Raw genomic sequence first — 18,701 nt, 5'->3', positions numbered from 1 at the left:
GCGGGCTAGTCGCGGTAGTTGAGGGCGGGCTTGCGGTCGCCGAGCAGGGGCTTGTACGCGTAGTCGCCCACCTGCTGCTTGAGCTCGGCTTTGGCTTTAGTCAGCAGGTCGGGAGAAGTGAAGAGGTCGATGCCGGTCAGGGCCATGGTTTTGGCGGCCACCATCATGCCTTTGCTGCCAATTTCCTTGCCGCTGCAGGCCACGGCTTGCCAGCTGTGCGCTGGCGTGCCGGGCACCCAGGTGGCGGCCGTGAGGCCCACGGTCGGCACCACGTAGCTCACGTCGCCCACGTCGGAGCTGCCGCCGGCGTCGCGCGGCTGGTAAGGCGCCACTTCGGCAGCCTGGGCCACGGGCGGCGCGGGCACGCCCAACGACGCCTGAATGCGCTGGCCAAAAGCCGTTTCTTCCGGGGAGTAGCGCACGCCGCCCACTTGCTCCAGGTTGGCCTGCAGGGCCCGGGCCAGCGTTTGGTTGACCAGCAGCTCGTGCGTGCCGCCGATGATTTCGTAGTCCATGGTGGTGCCGGTGCCCAGGGCGGCGCCCTCGGCGGCTTTCACCACGCGCTCGAACACGGCCTGCACCTCGGCGCGGTTGGGGTGGCGCACGTAGTAATACACCTCGGCGTAGTCGGGCACCACGTTGGGAGCCTTGCCGCCGCTGGTGATGACGTAGTGAATGCGCGTTTCCTGGGGCACGTGCTCGCGCATCAGGTTCACCATGTGGTCCAGGGCCTCCACGCCGTCGAGGGCGCTGCGGCCCCGCTCGGGCGAGGCGGCCGCGTGCGCGGCAACACCGTGGAATCGGAATTTGGCCGACTTGTTGGCGATGTACTGGCCGGTCATGGCGGCGTTGCCGTTGCTCGGGTGCCAGTGCAGCACCGCGTCCACGCCCTTAAATAGACCCGCGCGCACCAGGTACACCTTGCCGCTGCCGCCTTCCTCGGCCGGACAGCCGTACACCTTCACGGTGCCGCGCAGCTTGCCTTCCTTCAGCAGCTTTTTCAGCTCGATGCCCGCCGCCACGCTGGCCGTGCCGAAAAGGTTGTGCCCGCAGCCGTGGCCGGCGTCCTGGCCGCTGATGCCGCTTTTCTCGGCCACCGCCTGCTGCGCCAGCCCCGGCAGCGCGTCGTACTCGGCCAGAATGCCGATGACGGGCTCGCCGCTGCCGTAGGTGGCCACGAAGGCCGTGGGCATGTCGGCCACGCCGGCCTGCACCGTGAAGCCGTTTTTGCGCAGTTGCTCCTGCAGCAGCGCCGAGCTTTTGGTTTCCTTGTAGCCCACCTCGGCAAAGCCCCAGATGCGCTGCGCCACCTGCTGATACTCGGCGTAATGCGCCTGCAAGTCCTGCAGGGCTTCGGTTTTGAGGGCATCGGCGGGCGGCAGGGCCGGCTGAAAGGCCAGCAGCAGGCCAGTGGCCAGCAAGGACAGCTTGGCAGATTTTTTCATATCAGGGCGTGCAAGAAAAAGCCGCTAGCGGATGGGGTGGGCCGCTGGCGCCAGGCGGCGCAGAGGGCTGTTGGGCAGCAGGTAAGGCTGAATTTCGGCAAAGGAAAAAGCTGGTGCAAACGCATCGGTGTACATCTTGGCCACGAAACTGTTCATGGCGTCGTACCGCACCGGGAAGGCAAACCGCACGGAATCGTCGAGCAAATAGCTGCCATTGTACTCGTCGAAAGTGGCGCGCGTGTAACGCTGCTCGCGCAGGCCGGCCACGTCTTCCTCCAGCCACCCGCCGCCCTCGCCCTCCTTGTCCGTGTAATCGTTGATGAAGTGCTGGAGTTGGGCCTGCAGCCGGCGGTTGGCCTCGGCCACCAAGGCGGGCACCTTCTGCGGGTCGATTTCGCCTTCTACCAGAATGCCCTCGCCGGTGCGCAGGTCGTACACGCTGTGGGTCACGCCCGGCGTCACGCTGGCGCCCACCATCTCGCTGTGCAGCAGCACGCTCAGCAGGCAGTTGTCGGTGTATTCGGCGGTCAGCATCTGGGTACCGGCGTCGCCGGTGTCGTCGGCCACCAGCTGGCGCAGCTGCACGCGCAGCAACTGGGTCACGGCCGCGTCGGGCACCGTGATGGCGAGTTCGCCGGAGTCGGCGTTGGCCACGCGCACGCGGCAGTCGGCCGCGGGTGGCGGAGTGTAGGGCTGCAGCAGCACGGTCAACTGGCGCGGGCAGGCGGGCGGCAGCGTGCGCCAGGTGCCGGCCAGCGAGCCGTCGGGCTGGGCCGTGAGCCGGAATTCGGCCGTGGGCCGGTCGGGGTGCCTGGGGTTGGTGAACTCCTGCAGCCGCAGTGGGCCATTGGGCCGGTGCTGGCCCAGCAGCGCGATGCCGCGGCCGCGCGCCCCGTAGAAATAGTCGCCGTACACGGTGGTGTCGACGGGCAGCAGGCACAGGCGCACGGCCAGCGTGCCGCCCACGGTGCCGGCGTAAAAGGTCTGCAGGGAATCTTTGCTCGTTGGGGCGGCGGCAGTGGCTGAGGCCGCGGGCGCCGCTCCCTGGCTGGCGGCCGCGGGGGCCTTCTCCAAGCTGGATGGGCTAGAGCAGGCGGACAGCCAGCCCAGCCCGGCCAACACGAAAAGCCGGCCGGGGCCAGCCACCACTTTCGGCCACAGCCGAGCGCTACGACGCTGAATTTTCAAGTGCAAGGAGAAAATAGGATGACGCAAGGTATTCCCGTTTTACCGCACCAGCTTCTCGGCCCGAAACAGGTCGTCGGTCGCTTGCAGGAGCTTGGCCCGCAGCTTGGGGTTGTAGTCGGGGTGGGCGGCCAGGAAAGTGCGCACCGTGGCAGCGGCACTCGCCGTTTGGTAGCTGCCTAATGTGGCCTGCAGCCAGGAATAGGGAAAGAAAATGTCGCCCGTGAGCTGGATTTCTTCCAGCAAATCGAGGCTGGCCGGCAGGTATTTTTCCGACGTAGCCTGCCGCAGCGGGTGGTGCAGGTAGCCCAGCGCCGAAGTCACCCAGGCTTCTTTTTCGCGGCCTTTCTTGTCTTTGAGGGTGGCAAAGAAGGCATCGCGCGTAGCCTCATCGGACGCCAATGCGGGCATGAGGTATTGCAGGCGCAGGCGGCGGTCCTCGTTTTTGATGCGGGCCAGCTGCGCGGGCAGAATGGGCGCGGCGGCCGGGTAGTCGCGCACGGCCAGCGCCAGGGCCAGCTCGGTGTAGTCGTCCTCGGTCAGCTTCACGCCGGCGGGGGCTTTTTCGGTTTGCCAGATGCCGTAGAGTCGAGTTTGCGCCGCCTTGGTCAGGGCCACCGACTGGTAGGTTTTGAACAGCTGCTTCTTGGAGTTGGGCGCGGGGTTCTTCTGCATGGCCGCCCACAGGTTGGCTTCCAGCCCCGGCCCCACGGCCAGCCGCTGAGCCGAGCTCAGAAACTGCCAGAAAATGGCGCTGGCCTGGCCCGTGAGCAGCTTCAGGTTCAGCTCTTCGGGCTCGCGGGTGAGGGCCTGGCGGTACGTCTTCAGTAGTTCCAGCGGCTTGGCGCCCTCGCCGCGGAGCATGTTCTCGTAAAGGTTGACGTAGGTAGCGGCGCGAGCCACGGGGCTTTTTATTTCGGTGAGGCCCGGCAGCAGCGCCGGCGCCACCGGAAACACGCCGTAGCCCACGCCCGTGGAGTTGAACACGATGCGCTTCGGCAGAAACGGAATCCGGATGCCCTTTTCCGGGCCGTCCATTTTCACGCTCAGCTGCTGCTGCTCGCCGCTGGCCGATTCAACCAGCACCTCAAACTCCTGCGGCCACAGGCGGTCGGAGCCGTCCTCGGCCGTTTGCGTCACGTACAGGCCGTAGCGCTGGTCGTGGCCGCCGCTGATGCGGTAGCTGAACACCGGCCGGCCGGGCTGGTTCACCCACACCTGGTTCCAGGCCTGCAGGTCGGCGGGCGTGCGGGCGTCGAGGATGGCGATGAGGTCGGGCCAGGTGGCGTTGCCGTGGGCGTATTGGCGCAGGTACTCCTGCAGGCCGGCCCGGAAGGCTTCGGGCCCCATCAGGCGCTCCAGCTGGCGCATCATGATGGGCGCTTTGTGGTAGATGATGTTGCCGTAGAGCGAGCCCGCGTCCTGCAGGTTGGCCAGCGGCTGCCGGATGGGGTTGGCGCCGGCCGTGCGGTCGATGCCGTAGGCGGCGGGGTAGTGGTCGATGACGAACTTGAGGTCGCAGTTCGAATTCTTGACGGCCACCTGCGTGATTTTATCGGCCATGAAATTGGCAAACACCTCCTTCATCCACACGTCGTTGAACCACTGCATGGTCACGAGGTCGCCGAACCACATGTGGGCCGTTTCGTGCGAGACGAAGTTGGAGCGGGCCAGCACCTGGTCCTGCGTGGCGCCCTCGTCCAAAAACAGCGTCGAGGCCTTGTAATCAATGGCCCCGACATGCTCCATGCCGCCGTACTGGAAATCCGGAATGGCCACGAAATCAAACTTCTGAAACGGGTACTCGATGCCCGTGTACTGCTCCATAAACTGCAGCGCATCGGCGTGCAGCTGGAAGATGGGGCCGAGGCTCAGGCGCAGCCTGGCGGGGTCGGTTTCGCGGTGCAGAAAGCTCATCGGGCGGCCGCTGAGCGTGCGGTTTAGCCGCGCGAATTTGCCGGCCGCGAAGGAGAACAAATAGGTGCTGATGCTGTCGGACGCCGCGAAGGTGTAGCGCTTGGTGGCACCGCTGCTGGCCGAGTCGCGCACCGGCGCGTTGGCCACGGCTTGCCAGTCGGCGGGCACGGTGAGGGCCAGCGCAAACGTGGCCTTCAAATCGGGTTGGTCGAAGACCGGAAACACGGTGCGGGCGCGGTCGGGCACCAGCAACGTGTAGAGGTAGTCGGCGTTGCGATTGAGCGACTGCTCGCCGGCCGTGAAGCTGATTTCGGCCACGTTACGCCCCACTTTCAGCGCAGCGGCGGGCAACACCAGGTGCTCGTTGCGGTGGTCGATTGCAACCGGCTGGCCGTTCACCGTGAGGCCATGCAGGTTGGCAGTAGGCGCCTTGAAGTCGAGCTGCACGGGGTCGAGGTTGTCGCGCAGCGTGAACGACACCGTTTCTTCCGCGGCAATGGGCTCCGCTTTCTGGGCCGGAATACTCAGGCGAAGGCCGTAGGCTACGTGGCTGATATTCCATTTGCGCGCCGTGGCCAGCGCTTCGGAAACGCCTTTTTCGACGGGCGGCAGGGCACGGGCCGGCGCGGGTGAGGCAGGAGGCACGGCGGTTTGCAACACCGGTTGGCGCTGGCAGGCGCCGGCCGCCAAGGCCAGCAGAAGCCCACCGGCCCTGCCATATTTACGGAAGCTGAAAATCATCAACGAAAAGCTCGGTAGGAAGAGCTTCAAAAATAACCGCCAGCCCGTGAGCACTGCCCCCCAACCGCCTGCGCCCCGGGCCGCCGACGTGCGGCTGTTTGCGCTGGGTGATGCGGCCGTGGTACTGGAATTCGGCCACGGCATCAGCCCCGCCATTCACCGCGCCATCCAGGCCGTGAGCCGCTACCTGACGAAGTACCCCTTCCCGGGGCTGCGCGAGCTGGTGCCCGCCTTCACCACGCTCACCGTGTATTACGACCCGTGGGTATTGAGCGAAAATGGCCGCCACCAGCCCTACGAGCGAGTGGCCGAAATCCTGCACCAGCTGCTGCCCGCGGCTCAGGCCGCCGCAGGAGAAGCGGGCGCGGACCTGGTGGAAATTCCGGTGTGCTACGGCGGCGAGTTCGGGCCCGACCTGGCTTTCGTGGCGGCCCACACGGGCCTGCCTCCGGGCGAGGTTATTGCCCGGCACTCAGCCCCCGACTACCTGGTGCACATGATAGGCTTTGCGCCCGGCTTCCCCTACTTGGGCGGGCTCGATGAGCGGCTGGCCACTCCGCGCAAAGCCGAGCCGCGGGCCCTGGTGCCGGCCGGTGCCGTGGGCATTGCCGGCCACCAAACCGGCATCTATTCCCTGCCCACGCCGGGCGGCTGGCAGCTCATCGGGCGCACCCCGCGGCGGCTGTTCAGTCCCGAATGGGCCCGGCCCAGCTTGCTGCAAGCCGGCCAGCGGCTGCGCTTCGTGCCGATTGACGAAGCCGCGTTTTACCACCTCCAGCAGCATGAGCATTAGCGTTTTGCGGCCCGGCTTACTCACCACCGTGCAAGACCTCGGCCGGCACGGCTACCAGCAAGACGGCATCCTGGTGAGCGGGGCCATGGACGCCACCGCCCTGCGCGTGGCCAACCTGCTGGTGGGCAACCCCGAACCCGCCGCCGGCCTCGAAATCACGCTGCTGGGCCCTCGCCTGCGCTTTGAAACCGACCACCTCATCGCCCTCACCGGCGCGCACCTCTCCCCCACCCTCAACGGCCGGCCGGTCGGAATGCACCGGCCAGTGTGGGTGGCAGCGGGCACGAAGCTAGCCTTTGGCGCGGCCGTGGCGGGCAGCCGGGCCTACCTGGCGGTTTCGGGTGGTTTCGATGTGCCGCCGGTGCTGGGCAGCCGTTCTACTTACCTGCGAGCAGGCTTTGGCGGCTTTCGCGGCCGGGCGCTGCGGGCGGGCGACCAGCTTTTCGTGGCCGGCCCAACCCCGACGGGCCAGCAGCTGATGGCCGCGCTGGCAGCTTCGGCAGCTTCAGCAGACTGGGCGCAGGCCCGCTGGGCTCCCGGCCCGGCGCTGTGCCCCGCGCTCCGGCCCAGCCCCGTCATCCGCGCCGTTGTTGGGCCTGAGTACAAGCAATTTTCGCCGGAAAGCCAGCGGGCCTTCTGGCACGAGCCCTTTGCCGTGAGCGCCGCCGCCGACCGCATGGGCTACCGGCTGCAAGGCCCGGTGCTGACGCGGCACACCGATGCCGAGCTGCTGTCCAGCGCCGTCACGTTTGGGACGGTGCAGGTGCCGGCCGGGGGCCAGCCCATTGTGCTCATGGCCGACCACCAAACTACCGGCGGTTACCCGCGCATCGCGCAGGTTATCACTGCCGATTTTTCGGCCCTGGCGCAGGTGCGGCCGGGGCAAAGCATCCGCTTTCGGGAAGTTTCATTGGTCGAGGCGCAGGCGCTGTACCTTGCGCAGGAGCGCCGCCTGCGGGCGCTGCAGCGGGCCGTGGAAATCCGAACGAGGTAAAGACGCAACATATTGCGTTTCGTCGTTGAACGGCTCGCGCCTGGGTGCTACCCGAAGAACTGCCAAACGGCGCGGCACCAATCGTTCAATGACGAGACGCAACATATTGCGTCTCTACACCTTCTCTTTTATGCTGCCACCTCTTACCGTTGACCTTAACTGCGACATGGGCGAAAGCTTCGGGGCCTGGACCCTGGGGCACGACGAGGCCCTCATGCCGTTCATCACCTCGGCCAACATTGCCTGTGGCTTTCACGCCGGCGACCCTAGCGTGATGAAGCGCACCGTGCGCGCGGCCCTGCAGCACAGCGTGGCCCTGGGCGCCCACCCCGGCCTGCCCGATTTGGTCGGTTTTGGGCGGCGCAACTTGGACATTTCGCCCGAAGAAGCGTTCGACCTGACGGTGTACCAGCTTGGGGCCCTAGCGGCCGTGGCCCGGGCCGAGGGCGGCCAGCTGCACCACCTCAAGCCCCACGGCGCCCTCTACAACATGGCCGCCACCAACGCCGCCCTGGCCGAAGCCATTGCCGAAGCCGTGTACCAAGTGCAGCCTGAGCTGGTGCTCTACGGCCTGGCCGGCTCGGAGCTGACCAACGCCGGCGAGAAACTGGGCCTGCGCACCGCCCACGAAGTCTTCGCCGACCGCACCTATCAGGCCAACGGCACCCTCACCCCGCGCCGCCAGCCCGACGCCCTCATCGGCAGCGCCGAGGCGGCCATTGCGCAGGTTCTGCGCATGGTGCAGCACGGCCAGGTGCGCGCGCAGCAGGGCCAGGACGTCGCCATTCGGGCCGACACCGTGTGCCTGCACGGCGACGGCGCCCACGCCCTGGAATTTGCCCAGCGCCTGCACGCCGAACTGATGGCCGCGGGAGTGCAGCTCCAGGCCGGCCGCCCGGCCGTGGCGCCATGAGGCCGCCGCCCAAGGCCCGCTGGTGGGGCGGGGCCACGCTCGGCGCCGCTTTTTTGATGGCCAACTCGTCCATCGGACCAGGTTTCTTGACCCAGACCACGGTGTTTACTCAGCAGCTGCTCACCAGCTTCGGGTTCGTCATTCTGGTATCGGTGCTGCTCGACATCGGCGCCCAGCTCAACACCTGGCGCATTCTCACGGTGAGCGAGCTACGGGCGCAGGACCTTTCCAACCAGTTGCTGCCGGGGCTGGGCTACTTTCTGGCGGCCATGGTCATCCTGGGCGGCTTTGCCTTCAACATCGGCAACATCGCCGGCTGCGGCCTGGGCCTGAACGTGCTCACGGGCCGCAGCTTCGAGCAGGGCGCCATAATAAGCTGCGCGGTGGCGCTGCTGTTGTTCTGGGTGCAGGAAGTGGGGAAGATGCTCGACGGCTTCACCAAGATTCTCGGCACGGTCAAGATTCTGCTCACGCTGGGCATTGCCATCAGCGCGCACCCGCCGGTGCTGCAGGCGCTGCACCACACGCTGCTGCCGGTGAAGGTGAGCGCGGCGTCCATCGTGACCATTGTGGGCGGCACCGTGGGCGGCTACATCACGTTTTCGGGGGCGCACCGGCTGCTCGACGCCGGCATCAAGGGGCCCGACCACCAGGCGGAAGTGACGCGCAGCGCCCTCAGCGGCATTGTTATTTCCACCGTCATGCGGTTTGTGCTGTTTCTGGCCATTGTGGGCGTGCTCAGCCACGGCGCCGTGCTCGACAAGGACAACCCCGCGGCGGGCGTGTTTCGCTCGGCGGCCGGTGAGGTGGGCTTTCGGGTGTTTGGGGTCATTTTGTGGAGCGCGGCCATATCCTCGGTGGTGGGCGCGGGCTACACGTCGGTGTCGTTTTTCAAGACCTTTCACCCCGTTTTTGCGCGGTATGAGCGGATGTGCATTTCGGTGTTCATCGTGCTTTCCACCAGCGTGTTTGTGCTGGTGGGCAAACCCGCGCAGCTGCTGGTGCTGGCAGGAGCCGTGAACGGGCTCATCCTGCCCATTGCGCTGGCCATTATCCTCATAGCCGCCACCAACCGCCGCCTGATGCGCGGCTACCGGCACCCGCGCTGGATGCTGGCCGCCGGCTGGGTGGTGGTGCTGATAATGGGCGGCCTGAGCGTGCCCGTGCTGGTGGAGCAGGTGAGCGGGCTGCTGCGCTGATGCAGCGGTAGCGTTTTTGCAGCAACCCGTGTATCTTGGCAGGCCCTGGCCAAGCCTTTTCGCTTGGCCCAACTTCTTCACATGAAACGTTTTCTACTGCTTGTAGCCCTTCTTGGCACGGCCAGCGCGGCGCGGGCTCAGCTCGTCAATCTGATTTCGAACGGGGTGCGGCTCGGCGTGCACGCCGGGGTAGAAGGCAGCCGCAAACGCCAGGATGCCGCCTCTGGCCGCTACGTGGCCACGGCCACCTACCGCGGCAGCTCCTACTACCAAAAGCGCACGCCCGTCAGCAAGCTCAAGGGCCCCGGCGGTCCCCAGATTGCTTACCAGGAATCGGTGCTGCAGCAGTGCCAGGTCGCCCTGTTGGCCGATTCGACCAGCGCGCTGGGCACTGCCGAAACCTGGGCCATGCTCCACAGCTCGCTCGAGCTCATTGCCCGCGACCGTCCCGATTGGAACGTGGATGCTTACGTGGAAGAAGCCGCTTTCTACCAGGCCGAAACCGCCCGTCGGCAGCGCCTCGCGGCCAAGGGGCGGCCCTAGCACGCGGCCCTTTTGTAGCAAACTACTATCCTCAACCGCTATGAATCCTGCCTCCAAAACCGCCGCCCCCGGCCTCACCAGCCCCGACCTGGCCCCCGTGGCGCCCGCCGAGCGCACCTGGGGCACCGGCAACTACGCCGCCCTTTGGATTAGCATGAGCCTGTGTATTCCGACCTACATGCTGGCCAGCTCGCTCATCGAAGGCGGCATGAACTGGTGGCAGGCCCTGCTCACCATTTTCCTGGGCAACACCATCGTGCTGGTGCCCATGCTCCTGAATGGCCGCGCCGGGGCGCAGTACGGCATCCCGTTTCCGGTGTTTGCGCGGGCCAGCTTTGGCGTGCGCGGGGCCAACGTGCCGGCGCTGCTACGGGCCATCATTGCCTGCGGCTGGTTCGGCATTCAGACGTGGATAGGCGGCTACGCGCTGTATCAGATGGCGGTGCTGTGGGTGCCGTCGCTGGCCACGCTGCCGGCCATTTTTCCGACCAGTTGGGGCTTGGCTACCGGGCCGGCCATCGTGTTTCTGCTGTTTTGGTTGCTGAACATGTACGTGGTGTACCTCGGCGTCGACAGCATTCGGAAATTACTGGTATTCAAAGCCTTTTTCCTGCCGGTGGCGGCGCTGGCGCTGCTGTGGTGGGCCATATCGGCGGGCCATGGGCTGGGGCCCATTTTGGCGCAGCCGAGCAAGTTCACGTCCAGCGCACAGTTCTGGGCGTTTTTCTTTCCCTCGCTCACGGGCATGGTGGGCTTCTGGGCCACGCTCTCGCTCAACATTCCGGATTTCACGCGCTACGCCACCAGCCAGCGCGCCCAGCAGATGGGCCAGGCCATTGGCCTGCCCACGTCCATGACGCTGTTTTCGTTTGTGGGCGTGGTCGTAACGTCGGCCACGTTCGTCATCTACGGCCACACCATCTGGGACCCGGTGGTGCTGGCCGGCAAGTTCGACAGCAAGCTGCTGGTGAGCTTCGCCATGCTGGCCGTGGCCCTGAGCACGCTGGCCACCAACATTGCGGCCAACATCGTGAGCCCGGCCAACGACTTCGCCAACTTCTCGCCCGAGCGCATCAGCTTCAAAACCGGCGGCTACCTCACCGGCGTTATCGGCCTGCTCATCTTCCCCTGGAAGCTCATTGCCGACCCATCGGGCTATATTTTCACTTGGCTGGTGGGCTACTCGGGCCTGCTGGGGCCCATCGGCGGCATCATGATTGCCGACTACTACCTCATCCGCCAGCAGCAGCTCGACGTGCCCGACCTTTACCAATACCACGGCCGCTACGGCTACCGCAACGGCGTGAACCGCGCTGCCATGCTGGCGCTCGTCGTGGGCATTTTGCCCAATGTGCCGGGCTTCCTCACCGCCATTGGCGTGCTCGAAAAGGGCACGGTGTGGCCAGCCCTGGTGGCCGTGTACAACTACGCGTGGTTTGTGGGCTTTCTGGTGTCTGGGGGCGTATACTTGCTGCTGATGCGGGCCCAGGCAGCCAGCCAGCCGGCCCCGTATGGAACGGCCGCCGCCGTGCCCGCCGCCGCTCCTTCTCTCGCCCAATAACCTTTCCCATGGTCGAAGTCACCGTTCATCACGACACCGTCGTGTTCACCGTGCAGGGGCTGCACAAGGTATTGGCTTTCACAAGTCAGCTCACGGTGCCACGCTCGCACATCATCGGCGTGCGGCACGACCCCACGGCGGCCCAGCGCCTGCACGGCTTGCGGGCGGGCGGCACGTCCCTGCCGGGCCTGCTGAAAGCCGGCACCTTTTACCTCGACCACCAGGCCAGCCACAAGCCCACGTTCATCGACGTCAGCAACCCGAAATGCCTGCTGGTCATCGACCTGCGCGACGAAGAATACCAGCAGCTCATTATCGAAGTCGACGACCCGGTGGCCGTAGAGGCGTTGCTCGCTACCAACGGGTAACGGCGTTGGGACGCTTGGCTCCTATCACATGCTGCGCTGGAAAGACGTCATCGCCTACGCCAAATACGGCAACCCCGAACCCACCCGGCGCGTGGCGCACACCGAAGCGGAGTGGGCCGCACTGCTGCCGCCGGAGCGGTTTCGGGTGCTGCGCCAGCACGCTACCGAGCCGCCCTACCGCAACGCCTACTGCCGCGCCTACGAGCCGGGCGCATACGCCTGTGCCGGCTGCGGCAACCTGCTGTTCGACGCCCAGGAGAAATACCACGCCATTTCGGGCTGGCCCAGCTTTCGGCAGCCCGCGGCCCGCAGCGCCATTGCGTATTTCTTCGACGAGAGCTTTAGCATGCAGCGCATTGAGGCGCGCTGCAACGCGTGCGGCGGCCACCTCGGCCACGTGTTTCCGGACGGGCCGGCGCCCGGCGGCCTGCGCTACTGCATGAACTCGGCCAGCCTCGTGCTGCAGCCGGGCTAAGCGGCGCCTATTTGCCGCGCTTGTCCAGCTCGTCGAGGTCGGCCGAGCCTTGGGCTGGGGGCATCCACTGCCAGGGGTGAGCGTCCTTGGGAGAGTTTATTTTCAAGTAGTTCAACTGCACCGTGTTGGGCACTACCTGCTGGCAGGGGTTGGCCGCTGCCATGCCATACAGGCACAGCTGCATGGGCTTGCCGAAGCGGGCCCAGGGCACTTCTAGGTACTGACCGGCCCGCAGGGCGCCCACTTCCTGGCTGTTCACCAGCACTTTCACGGCCTCGGCGCCTGCCGAATGAGCGGGGCGGTAGATGTACACGAAAGCCGTGTCGGAGCGCAGCGGGGTGCGCAGGCTGGGGTACGGGCTGGTGGCACCGGTGCTCATGTCGAGGCCGTAGGCCAAGGGTTCGCCGGTGTGGTCGGGCACGTTGGTGCGGGCCAGGGCCGCGCCGGCCACTCCCGCTATCATGCTCGTTCGGCCTTGGGCCTGGGCCAGCGCGGCCTCGTGTAGCTGGTCGAGCGGGGTTTCGCCCACGAAGGTGAAGGAATTGCCCTGGCGCATCAGCGGGAAATACTCCTTGCCATACTTCACGAAGGCTTGCTGGCCGTCGCAGAAGCCCCACAGCTCGGGCAGCGGCACGTTGTGGTCGATGCCGAGGCGTCCTTTCGGCTGCACCCGCGCCACGCCCAGCCACTGCACCGTGGCCAAGCGGCTGCGGTAGTGCCGCCGCAGCGTGTCGAGGGAAAACGCCAAGGCCGTATCGGGCCGGTTGGCCAGAAACTGGTCGAAGCGCAGGTACAGGCCCCGGCGCAGGGGTTCGCGCAGCACGGCGGGCACGGCGCGGCGGCCCACCAGCGCCGCGGGCTGGTCGGCGGGCAGCTCGGTCAGGGTGCGGGCCGGGCGGGCGGTCACTGCCGGCCAGGCGCCGGTGAGCTGGCCCAGGCAGTGGCCGAGCATCTGGGTCACGTGCTCGGCGTGCCGGTGGGTTACCTCGCGGCCCAGGGTGCTGGCTTGCGCGGCCACGGCCTGCACGAAATGGTAGCCGTCGGGCAGGTGCTCGTACACGTCGGCGGCCAGCTCGGCGGTGGCCTGTTCCTGGGTGCCGCCCAAGGTTTCGCTGAGCTGCAGCCGGCGCAAGCACAGCACCACGGGGTGGTCGAACGGCTGACGGGGCAGCTGGCTTTGCAGAAACGCGGTGAGCTCGGGCCCCACGCCCTGCCGAAACTCAATGGCGGCCGATTTGCCGGCCCGGTACGCAATGCCGATGGGCGGATTGCCGACGCGCCCGTCCACCACTTGTTCCACCCACACGGCCCGGCCGGGCACGTTCAGGGTTTGGGAAGTCAGGTCGGGGTAATAGGTTTGGGCGCGGGCCGCACGCCCGGCGCCGGCCAGCAGCAACACGGCCAGTAGAACTGTTTTCACGCAGGGAAGGAAGTTGTGGCGTCAAGGTTAAGCAGTATTTCTCAGACGGCCAACCGCTTGGCCCGTGGCGACCAGGCCCATGCCGCTCATAGCCTCAACCGTAGCAAGCAGCGGCCGGCACGGCTATCAGCCGGCGGCATGGATGAACCCGCGGCGGCTACGTATGCGAAGCCTAGCCCAACGCAACGCGTCCTTTCCATGGCCAATTCCTCTGCTTCCGATTTCACCGGTTTCGTGCGCGTGCGCGGTGCCCGTGAGCACAACCTCAAAAACGTCGACGTTGACATTCCGCGCGATGCCCTGGTGGTGTTCACCGGCGTGTCGGGCTCGGGCAAAAGCAGTCTCGCTTTCGGCACGCTCTACGCCGAAGCCCAGCGGCGCTACCTGGAGTCGGTGTCGCCCTACGCCCGCCGCCTGTTTCACCAGATGGCAGTGCCCGAGGTGACGGCCATCGACGGGCTGCCGCCGGCCGTGGCCCTGCAGCAGCAGCGCGGCGCGCCCAGCACCCGCTCGTCGGTGGGCTCGGTCACGACGCTCTCGAACCTGCTGCGCATGCTGTACTCGCGGGCCGGCGACTACCCGGCCGGCCAAGGCATCATCTACGCCGAAGCCTTTTCGCCCAACACCGCCGAGGGCGCCTGCCCCACCTGCCACGGCCTGGGCCGCGTGTACGAAGTGACCGAGCAAAGCATGGTGCCCGACCCCACGCTCACCATCCGGGAGCGGGCCATTGCGGCCTGGCCCCAGGCCTGGGGCGGCCAGAACCAGCGCGACATTCTGGTGAGCATGGGTTACAACGTGGACACGCCCTGGCAGGACCTGCCGCAGAAGGACCGGGACTGGATACTCTTCACCGAAGAGCAGCCCGTGCTGCCCGTGTACCCCGGCTACTCGCCCGAGCAGACGCAGCGGGCCATCAAGCGCCGCGAGCCGCCGAACTACATGGGCACTTTCATGGGGGTGAAGAAATACGTGCTGCACACCTTCGCCACCACCCAGAGCGCGCTCATGAAGAAGCGCGTGGCCCAGTACATGCTGGGCTCCGACTGCCCCACCTGCCACGGCAAGCGCCTGCGCCGGGAATCGCTGAGTGTGAAGTTTGCCGGGCTGGATATTGCGGAGATGTCGCGCCTGCCGCTGAAGCGGCTGGCGGCGCTGTTGCAGCCCTTCGCCGCGGGCAAAACGGCCGGCCACCTCGCCCACCCGGAGCAGGCCATTGTGGCCCGGCGCATCGCCGAAGATTTAGCCGCCCGGCTCACGGTGCTGCTCGATTTGGGCCTGGGGTACCTGTCGCTGGAGCGCGGCACGCCCACGCTGTCGCCGGGCGAATTGCAGCGCCTGCGGCTGGCTACCCAGCTGTATTCTAACCTGTTCGGGGTGGTGTACGTGCTCGATGAGCCGAGCGCCGGCCTGCACCCGGCCGATACCGAAGCGCTGCTGAAAGCCCTCGCGGGCCTAAAAAGCGCGGGCAATTCGCTGTTTGTGGTAGAGCACGATTTGGACGTCATCCGCCAGGCCGACTGGCTGGTGGACGTGGGCCCGGCCGCCGGCGAGAAGGGCGGCGAAATTCTGTACAGCGGCCCGCCCGAAGGCCTGAAAGCCATTGAAGCCTCCCAGACGCGCCAGTTTCTGTTCGACATTGCGGCCCTGCCCGAACAGTCGCCGCGCCGGCCCGCCGGCTGGCTGAAGCTGGCCGGCGTGACCCGCAACAACCTCGACCGCCTCGACGTGGAATTTCCGCTGGGCGTGTTCACCACGGTTACGGGCGTGTCGGGCTCGGGCAAGTCCAGTCTGGTAAGTCAGGTGCTGGTGGAGCTGGTGGCCGAAAGCCTGGGCCAGGCCATCGAGGCCGAAGAAGAGGAAACCGACCCGCTGGCCGCGCCCGTACCGGCCACGCTGGGCGGCCACATCACCGCCGGCCTAGACAAAATCAAGCGCTTGGTGCGCGTCGACCAAAAGCCCATCGGCCGCACGCCGCGCTCCAACATGGCCACCTACACGGGTCTGTTCGACCACGTGCGCAAGCTCTTCGCCGCCACGCCCGCCGCGAAAAAGCGCCGCTACGACGCCGGCCGCTTTTCCTTCAACGTGGCCAAGGGCCGCTGCGAAAACTGCGCCGGCGAGGGCTTCGTGATGGTGGAACTGCTGTTTCTGCCCAGCGTGTACGCGCCCTGCCCCGTGTGCCACGGCGCCCGCTACAACGCCAAAACCCTCGAAATCCAGTACCGCGACAAGAACATTGCCGAAGTGCTGGGCCTGACCGTGGACGACGCCTGGGAGTTCTTCGCCGACGAGCCGGCCGTCTTCCGGGCCCTCACGGTGCTGCGCGAGGTAGGCCTGGGCTACCTGCGCCTCGGCCAGCCCGCCACCGAGCTGAGCGGCGGCGAGGCCCAGCGCATCAAGCTCGCTACGGAGCTGCAGCGCATCGGTCGCGGCAACACGCTCTACGTGCTCGACGAGCCCACCACCGGCCTGCACCCGTCGGACATCGAAAAGCTGATGACGCAGCTCGAAGGCTTGGTGGAAGCCGGCAACACGGTCATCGTGGTGGAGCACGACATGCGCGTGGTGGCCGGCGCCGATTGGGTCATCGACATCGGCCCCGGCGCTGGTGAGGAGGGCGGCCGCGTGGTGGCCGCCGGCCCGCCACGCGAGGTGGCCAAGGTGCGTGAGAGCCGCACAGCGCCGTATTTAAAGGCGTTTCTGGCGGGGTAGAGACGCAATATGTTGCGTCTCGTCGTTGAACAAATACGCTTGCACGACAACCGAACGATACCCGAACTGCGTGGTTCTAATCGTTCAACGACGAGACGCAACGTGTTGCGTCTCTACATCCCGCTATGGACCCCAACAACCCACTCCCCGCCAACCTCTTCCGCCGCCAAGACGAAACGCCCGACGCGGAATTCTACCACCACCCGCGCTTCGTGACGCACATCGATGACCGCGCCATTGCGGCCGTTACGCAGCTGTACCGTGAGTACTTCCCGCCCAATGCGGACCTGCTCGACCTGATGAGCAGCTGGGTGAGCCACCTGCCGGCCGAGGTGCCCTACCGCCGCGTGGTGGGCCTGGGCATGAACAAGGCCGAGTTGGCGGCCAACCCGCGCCTCGAAAGCTACGTGGTGCAGGACCTCAACCAGCAGCCCGCCCTACCCTTTGCCGATGCGGAATTCGACGGCGCCGCCATCTGCGTGTCCATCGACTACCTCACGCAGCCCGTAGCGGTGCTGAGCGAGCTGGCCCGGGTGCTGCGGCCCGAGGCGCCGCTGGTCATCACCTTCTCCAACCGCTGCTTTCCGAGCAAGGCCATTGCCGCCTGGCACGCCCTCGACGACCGGGGCCACCTGGCGCTGGTGCAGCAATATCTAATTGCGGCGGGCGGCTGGCACGCCATCGAGCTGCTCGACCGCAGCCCGCTGCCCCCCGGCCGTTCCGACCCGTTGTTTGCCGTGGTGGCCCGGAAAAAGGCTGCCTGATGGTGCTGCGGTGGCTTGGGCCGCGGCAGATAAGGCGCTAGCAGCCAACACCAAAAAATTATGCTGTTGGTCAGGATAACCGGTTAGGATTATAGCAATTCGTCGTTCTACCTTTGGTTCGACGGATTGTCTGCCTTTCCAAAATCTTATTCCTCCGACGGCTTTATGCGTCTCTTGTTTTTGCTGGCCGCAGTGGGCAGCATGCTGGCTACCCCGGCGTTGGCGCAACAGGTGCCTTACCTCCCCTACTACTCCCCCGACACCGTGCAGGTGCACCAATTGGCCGTGACGCACCGCACGGCCGTGCAGAAGTATTTGGTCACGCCCAAGTCGGTGAGCGGCGAGTACAAAGACCATTACAAGAAAATTGCGCAGGAGGCCTGCACCGACGTGTACAACACGGTGCGCTACTCGGCCCTGCTCGACCCCGTGCTGAACCCCTACGTGCAGCGGGTGTTTGCCCAAATCCAGAAGGCCAACCCGCAGCTGCCGCCCGTGCAGCTGGTGCTCAGCCGCAACCCCGAGCCCAACGCCCACGCCGTGGGCAACAGCACCGTGATGCTGAACGTGGGCCTGCTGGGCCGCCTCGAAAACGAAAGCCAGCTGGCCTACGTGCTGTGCCACGAACTGGCCCACATTCAGGAGCAGCACATGGCCACGGGCCTGCGCGAGCAGCTCACCAAAATCCACAGCAAGCAGGTGCGCAAGGAAGTGAAGCGCATCGTGGCCGACGAGTACAACATCAGCTCGAAGCTGAAGGCGCTGGCCCTTGGGCTGAAACTGAACAGCACCTACCACCACCGCAAATACGAAAAGCAGGCCGACTCGCTGGGCTACGCCCTGCTCAAGCGCACGAGCTTCGACACCAAGCAGGCCTACCGCGTGCTGCAGCTCCTCGACCAGATAGACCAGCCCCTGACGCCGGAGCCGCTGGCGCTGGGGCAGTTTTTTGGCTGCGCCAATTTTCCCTATCCCCTGGCCGAAGCGCCGGCCAAGCCCAAGTCCATTTTCACGGTGGCCGCGCCAGTAAAAACGGTGATGGAAACCTCCGACACCCTGAAAACCCACCCCGACTGCGCCAAGCGCATGCGCTACCTCAGCGAGCTGGCCCAGGGCCAAATCACCGACGGGCCCTCGGCCATCGCGCCCGAGTTTGCCCGCGTGGTGGCCCAGAGCCGCCTGGAGGCCGTGCAAAGCTGGTTCGACTACGACTGCTACGACCACGCCCTGTTCGAGGCCCTGCAGCTGCTGCGCCAAGACCCGCAAAACGCCTACCTGCGCTCGGTGGTGACGCTGAGCCTGTACGAGCTGCGCGAGCACCTGCTGAAGCACGACTTCTACGAGGTGGTGGGCAACGTATCGAAGCACCACCACGACAACTTCAACCAATTGCTAACCACGCTCTACGCCTGGAAAGCCGACGACTACAAGGGCCTGCTGGCCTGCTTTGCCCAAAACGGCAGCACCGCCCCCGCCCCGCCGGCCAACGAGTACGCCCTGGCCGCCAGCTACGCCGCCGCGGCCCTGAGCGGCGAGCCCACCGCGGCCACGCTCAAGCAGCAATACCTGGCGCATTACCAGGACGGCAAGTTCAGCAAGCTGCTGTTTCCCAAGCCTGTTTCTTCCAAAAAGTCCATTCGTTAACACTTCCGCTATTCACCACCCTTA

15 protein-coding genes are annotated in these 18,701 nt (G+C 66.2%); 11 read left to right on the top strand and 4 right to left on the bottom strand.

The annotated features are described in order from the left end of the window. Positions 1-5: 5 nt before the first annotated feature. The 3 genes from JAO73_RS03030 to JAO73_RS03020 form a co-directional block, all read right to left on the bottom strand. On the bottom strand, positions 6-1,445 hold the full coding sequence (locus JAO73_RS03030; protein WP_198975670.1) for an amidohydrolase: 1,440 nt from the start codon (positions 1,443-1,445) through the stop codon (positions 6-8). A gap of 24 nt (positions 1,446-1,469) precedes the next feature. Beyond that, a complete protein-coding gene (locus JAO73_RS03025; protein ID WP_198975669.1) occupies positions 1,470-2,519 on the bottom strand; it encodes a hypothetical protein in 1,050 nt (349 codons plus the stop codon). A gap of 153 nt (positions 2,520-2,672) precedes the next feature. Next, positions 2,673-5,318 carry a M1 family metallopeptidase gene (locus JAO73_RS03020; protein WP_317191189.1) on the bottom strand — a complete coding sequence of 882 codons (2,646 nt, stop codon included), beginning with the start codon at positions 5,316-5,318 and terminating at the stop codon, positions 2,673-2,675. Positions 5,319-5,334: 16 nt separating this feature from the next. Between JAO73_RS03020 and pxpB the strand changes: the two genes are divergently transcribed. The 8 genes from pxpB (at position 5,335) to msrB (ending at position 12,134) form a co-directional block, all read left to right on the top strand. Continuing rightward, a complete protein-coding gene (gene pxpB, locus JAO73_RS03015) occupies positions 5,335-6,081 on the top strand; it encodes a 5-oxoprolinase subunit PxpB (RefSeq protein WP_198975668.1) in 747 nt (248 codons plus the stop codon). After that, positions 6,071-7,075 carry a 5-oxoprolinase subunit C family protein gene (locus JAO73_RS03010; protein WP_198975667.1) on the top strand — a complete coding sequence of 335 codons (1,005 nt, stop codon included), beginning with the start codon at positions 6,071-6,073 and terminating at the stop codon, positions 7,073-7,075. Before pxpB ends, JAO73_RS03010 begins: the two co-directional genes overlap by 11 nt. A gap of 130 nt (positions 7,076-7,205) precedes the next feature. Beyond that, positions 7,206-7,988, top strand: coding sequence for a LamB/YcsF family protein (locus tag JAO73_RS03005; RefSeq protein ID WP_198975666.1), 783 nt, complete (start codon positions 7,206-7,208; stop codon positions 7,986-7,988). A 56-nt stretch (positions 7,989-8,044) separates the two neighbouring features. Continuing rightward, on the top strand, positions 8,045-9,187 hold the full coding sequence (locus tag JAO73_RS03000; RefSeq protein WP_233168642.1) for an NRAMP family divalent metal transporter: 1,143 nt from the start codon (positions 8,045-8,047) through the stop codon (positions 9,185-9,187). 81 nt (positions 9,188-9,268) lie between these two features. Continuing rightward, the gene (locus JAO73_RS02995) at positions 9,269-9,730 is read left to right on the top strand and encodes a hypothetical protein (RefSeq protein ID WP_198975664.1); all 462 of its coding nucleotides are present in this window, start codon (positions 9,269-9,271) and stop codon (positions 9,728-9,730) included. A gap of 40 nt (positions 9,731-9,770) precedes the next feature. Then, a complete protein-coding gene (locus JAO73_RS02990) occupies positions 9,771-11,291 on the top strand; it encodes an NCS1 family nucleobase:cation symporter-1 (RefSeq protein WP_198975663.1) in 1,521 nt (506 codons plus the stop codon). An 8-nt stretch (positions 11,292-11,299) separates the two neighbouring features. Continuing rightward, positions 11,300-11,659, top strand: a complete 360-nt coding sequence (locus JAO73_RS02985) for a hypothetical protein (RefSeq protein ID WP_198975662.1) — start codon at positions 11,300-11,302, stop codon at positions 11,657-11,659. Positions 11,660-11,687: 28 nt separating this feature from the next. Continuing rightward, complete coding sequence (gene msrB, locus JAO73_RS02980; RefSeq protein WP_198975661.1) at positions 11,688-12,134, top strand: peptide-methionine (R)-S-oxide reductase MsrB; 447 nt, start codon at positions 11,688-11,690, stop codon at positions 12,132-12,134. A gap of 7 nt (positions 12,135-12,141) precedes the next feature. On the opposite strand, the gene JAO73_RS02975 is transcribed toward msrB, so the two are convergent. Then, positions 12,142-13,554: a hypothetical protein gene (locus tag JAO73_RS02975; protein WP_198975660.1), complete on the bottom strand. Its 1,413-nt coding sequence runs from the start codon at positions 13,552-13,554 to the stop codon at positions 12,142-12,144. A 198-nt stretch (positions 13,555-13,752) separates the two neighbouring features. On the opposite strand from JAO73_RS02975, the gene uvrA reads away from it, so the two are divergent. The 3 genes from uvrA (at position 13,753) to JAO73_RS02960 (ending at position 18,677) form a co-directional block, all read left to right on the top strand. Beyond that, entirely contained in the window at positions 13,753-16,269 is a 2,517-nt protein-coding gene (uvrA, locus tag JAO73_RS02970; RefSeq protein WP_198975659.1) for an excinuclease ABC subunit UvrA, read from the top strand. Positions 16,270-16,394: 125 nt separating this feature from the next. After that, positions 16,395-17,033, top strand: coding sequence for a methyltransferase domain-containing protein (locus tag JAO73_RS02965; protein WP_198975658.1), 639 nt, complete (start codon positions 16,395-16,397; stop codon positions 17,031-17,033). A 165-nt stretch (positions 17,034-17,198) separates the two neighbouring features. After that, positions 17,199-18,677 (top strand): M48 family metallopeptidase, encoded by a 1,479-nt coding sequence (locus JAO73_RS02960; RefSeq protein ID WP_198975657.1) that lies wholly within the window; start codon positions 17,199-17,201, stop codon positions 18,675-18,677. Positions 18,678-18,701: the final 24 nt, after the last annotated feature.

The organism is Hymenobacter miniatus (assembly GCF_016427455.1).
Lineage (GTDB): Bacteria > Bacteroidota > Bacteroidia > Cytophagales > Hymenobacteraceae > Hymenobacter > Hymenobacter armeniacus.
The sequence above is the reverse complement of the archived record's forward strand: the minus strand, read 5'-3'. Positions and strand labels throughout refer to the sequence as shown.

Bases quoted from the DNA above. Each gene is read 5' to 3' on its own strand.
- JAO73_RS03030 (WP_198975670.1), bottom strand. From the start codon at position 1,445: ATGAAAAAATCTGCCAAGCTGTCCTTGCTGGCCACTGGCCTGCTGCTG.
- JAO73_RS03010 (WP_198975667.1), top strand. From the start codon at position 6,071: ATGAGCATTAGCGTTTTGCGGCCCGGCTTACTCACCACCGTGCAAGAC.
- JAO73_RS03005 (WP_198975666.1), top strand. From the start codon at position 7,206: ATGCTGCCACCTCTTACCGTTGACCTTAACTGCGACATGGGCGAAAGC.
- JAO73_RS03000 (WP_233168642.1), top strand. From the start codon at position 8,045: ATGGCCAACTCGTCCATCGGACCAGGTTTCTTGACCCAGACCACGGTG.
- JAO73_RS02995 (WP_198975664.1), top strand. From the start codon at position 9,269: ATGAAACGTTTTCTACTGCTTGTAGCCCTTCTTGGCACGGCCAGCGCG.
- JAO73_RS02990 (WP_198975663.1), top strand. From the start codon at position 9,771: ATGAATCCTGCCTCCAAAACCGCCGCCCCCGGCCTCACCAGCCCCGAC.
- JAO73_RS02985 (WP_198975662.1), top strand. From the start codon at position 11,300: ATGGTCGAAGTCACCGTTCATCACGACACCGTCGTGTTCACCGTGCAG.
- msrB (WP_198975661.1), top strand. From the start codon at position 11,688: ATGCTGCGCTGGAAAGACGTCATCGCCTACGCCAAATACGGCAACCCC.
- uvrA (WP_198975659.1), top strand. From the start codon at position 13,753: ATGGCCAATTCCTCTGCTTCCGATTTCACCGGTTTCGTGCGCGTGCGC.
- JAO73_RS02965 (WP_198975658.1), top strand. From the start codon at position 16,395: ATGGACCCCAACAACCCACTCCCCGCCAACCTCTTCCGCCGCCAAGAC.
- JAO73_RS02960 (WP_198975657.1), top strand. From the start codon at position 17,199: ATGCGTCTCTTGTTTTTGCTGGCCGCAGTGGGCAGCATGCTGGCTACC.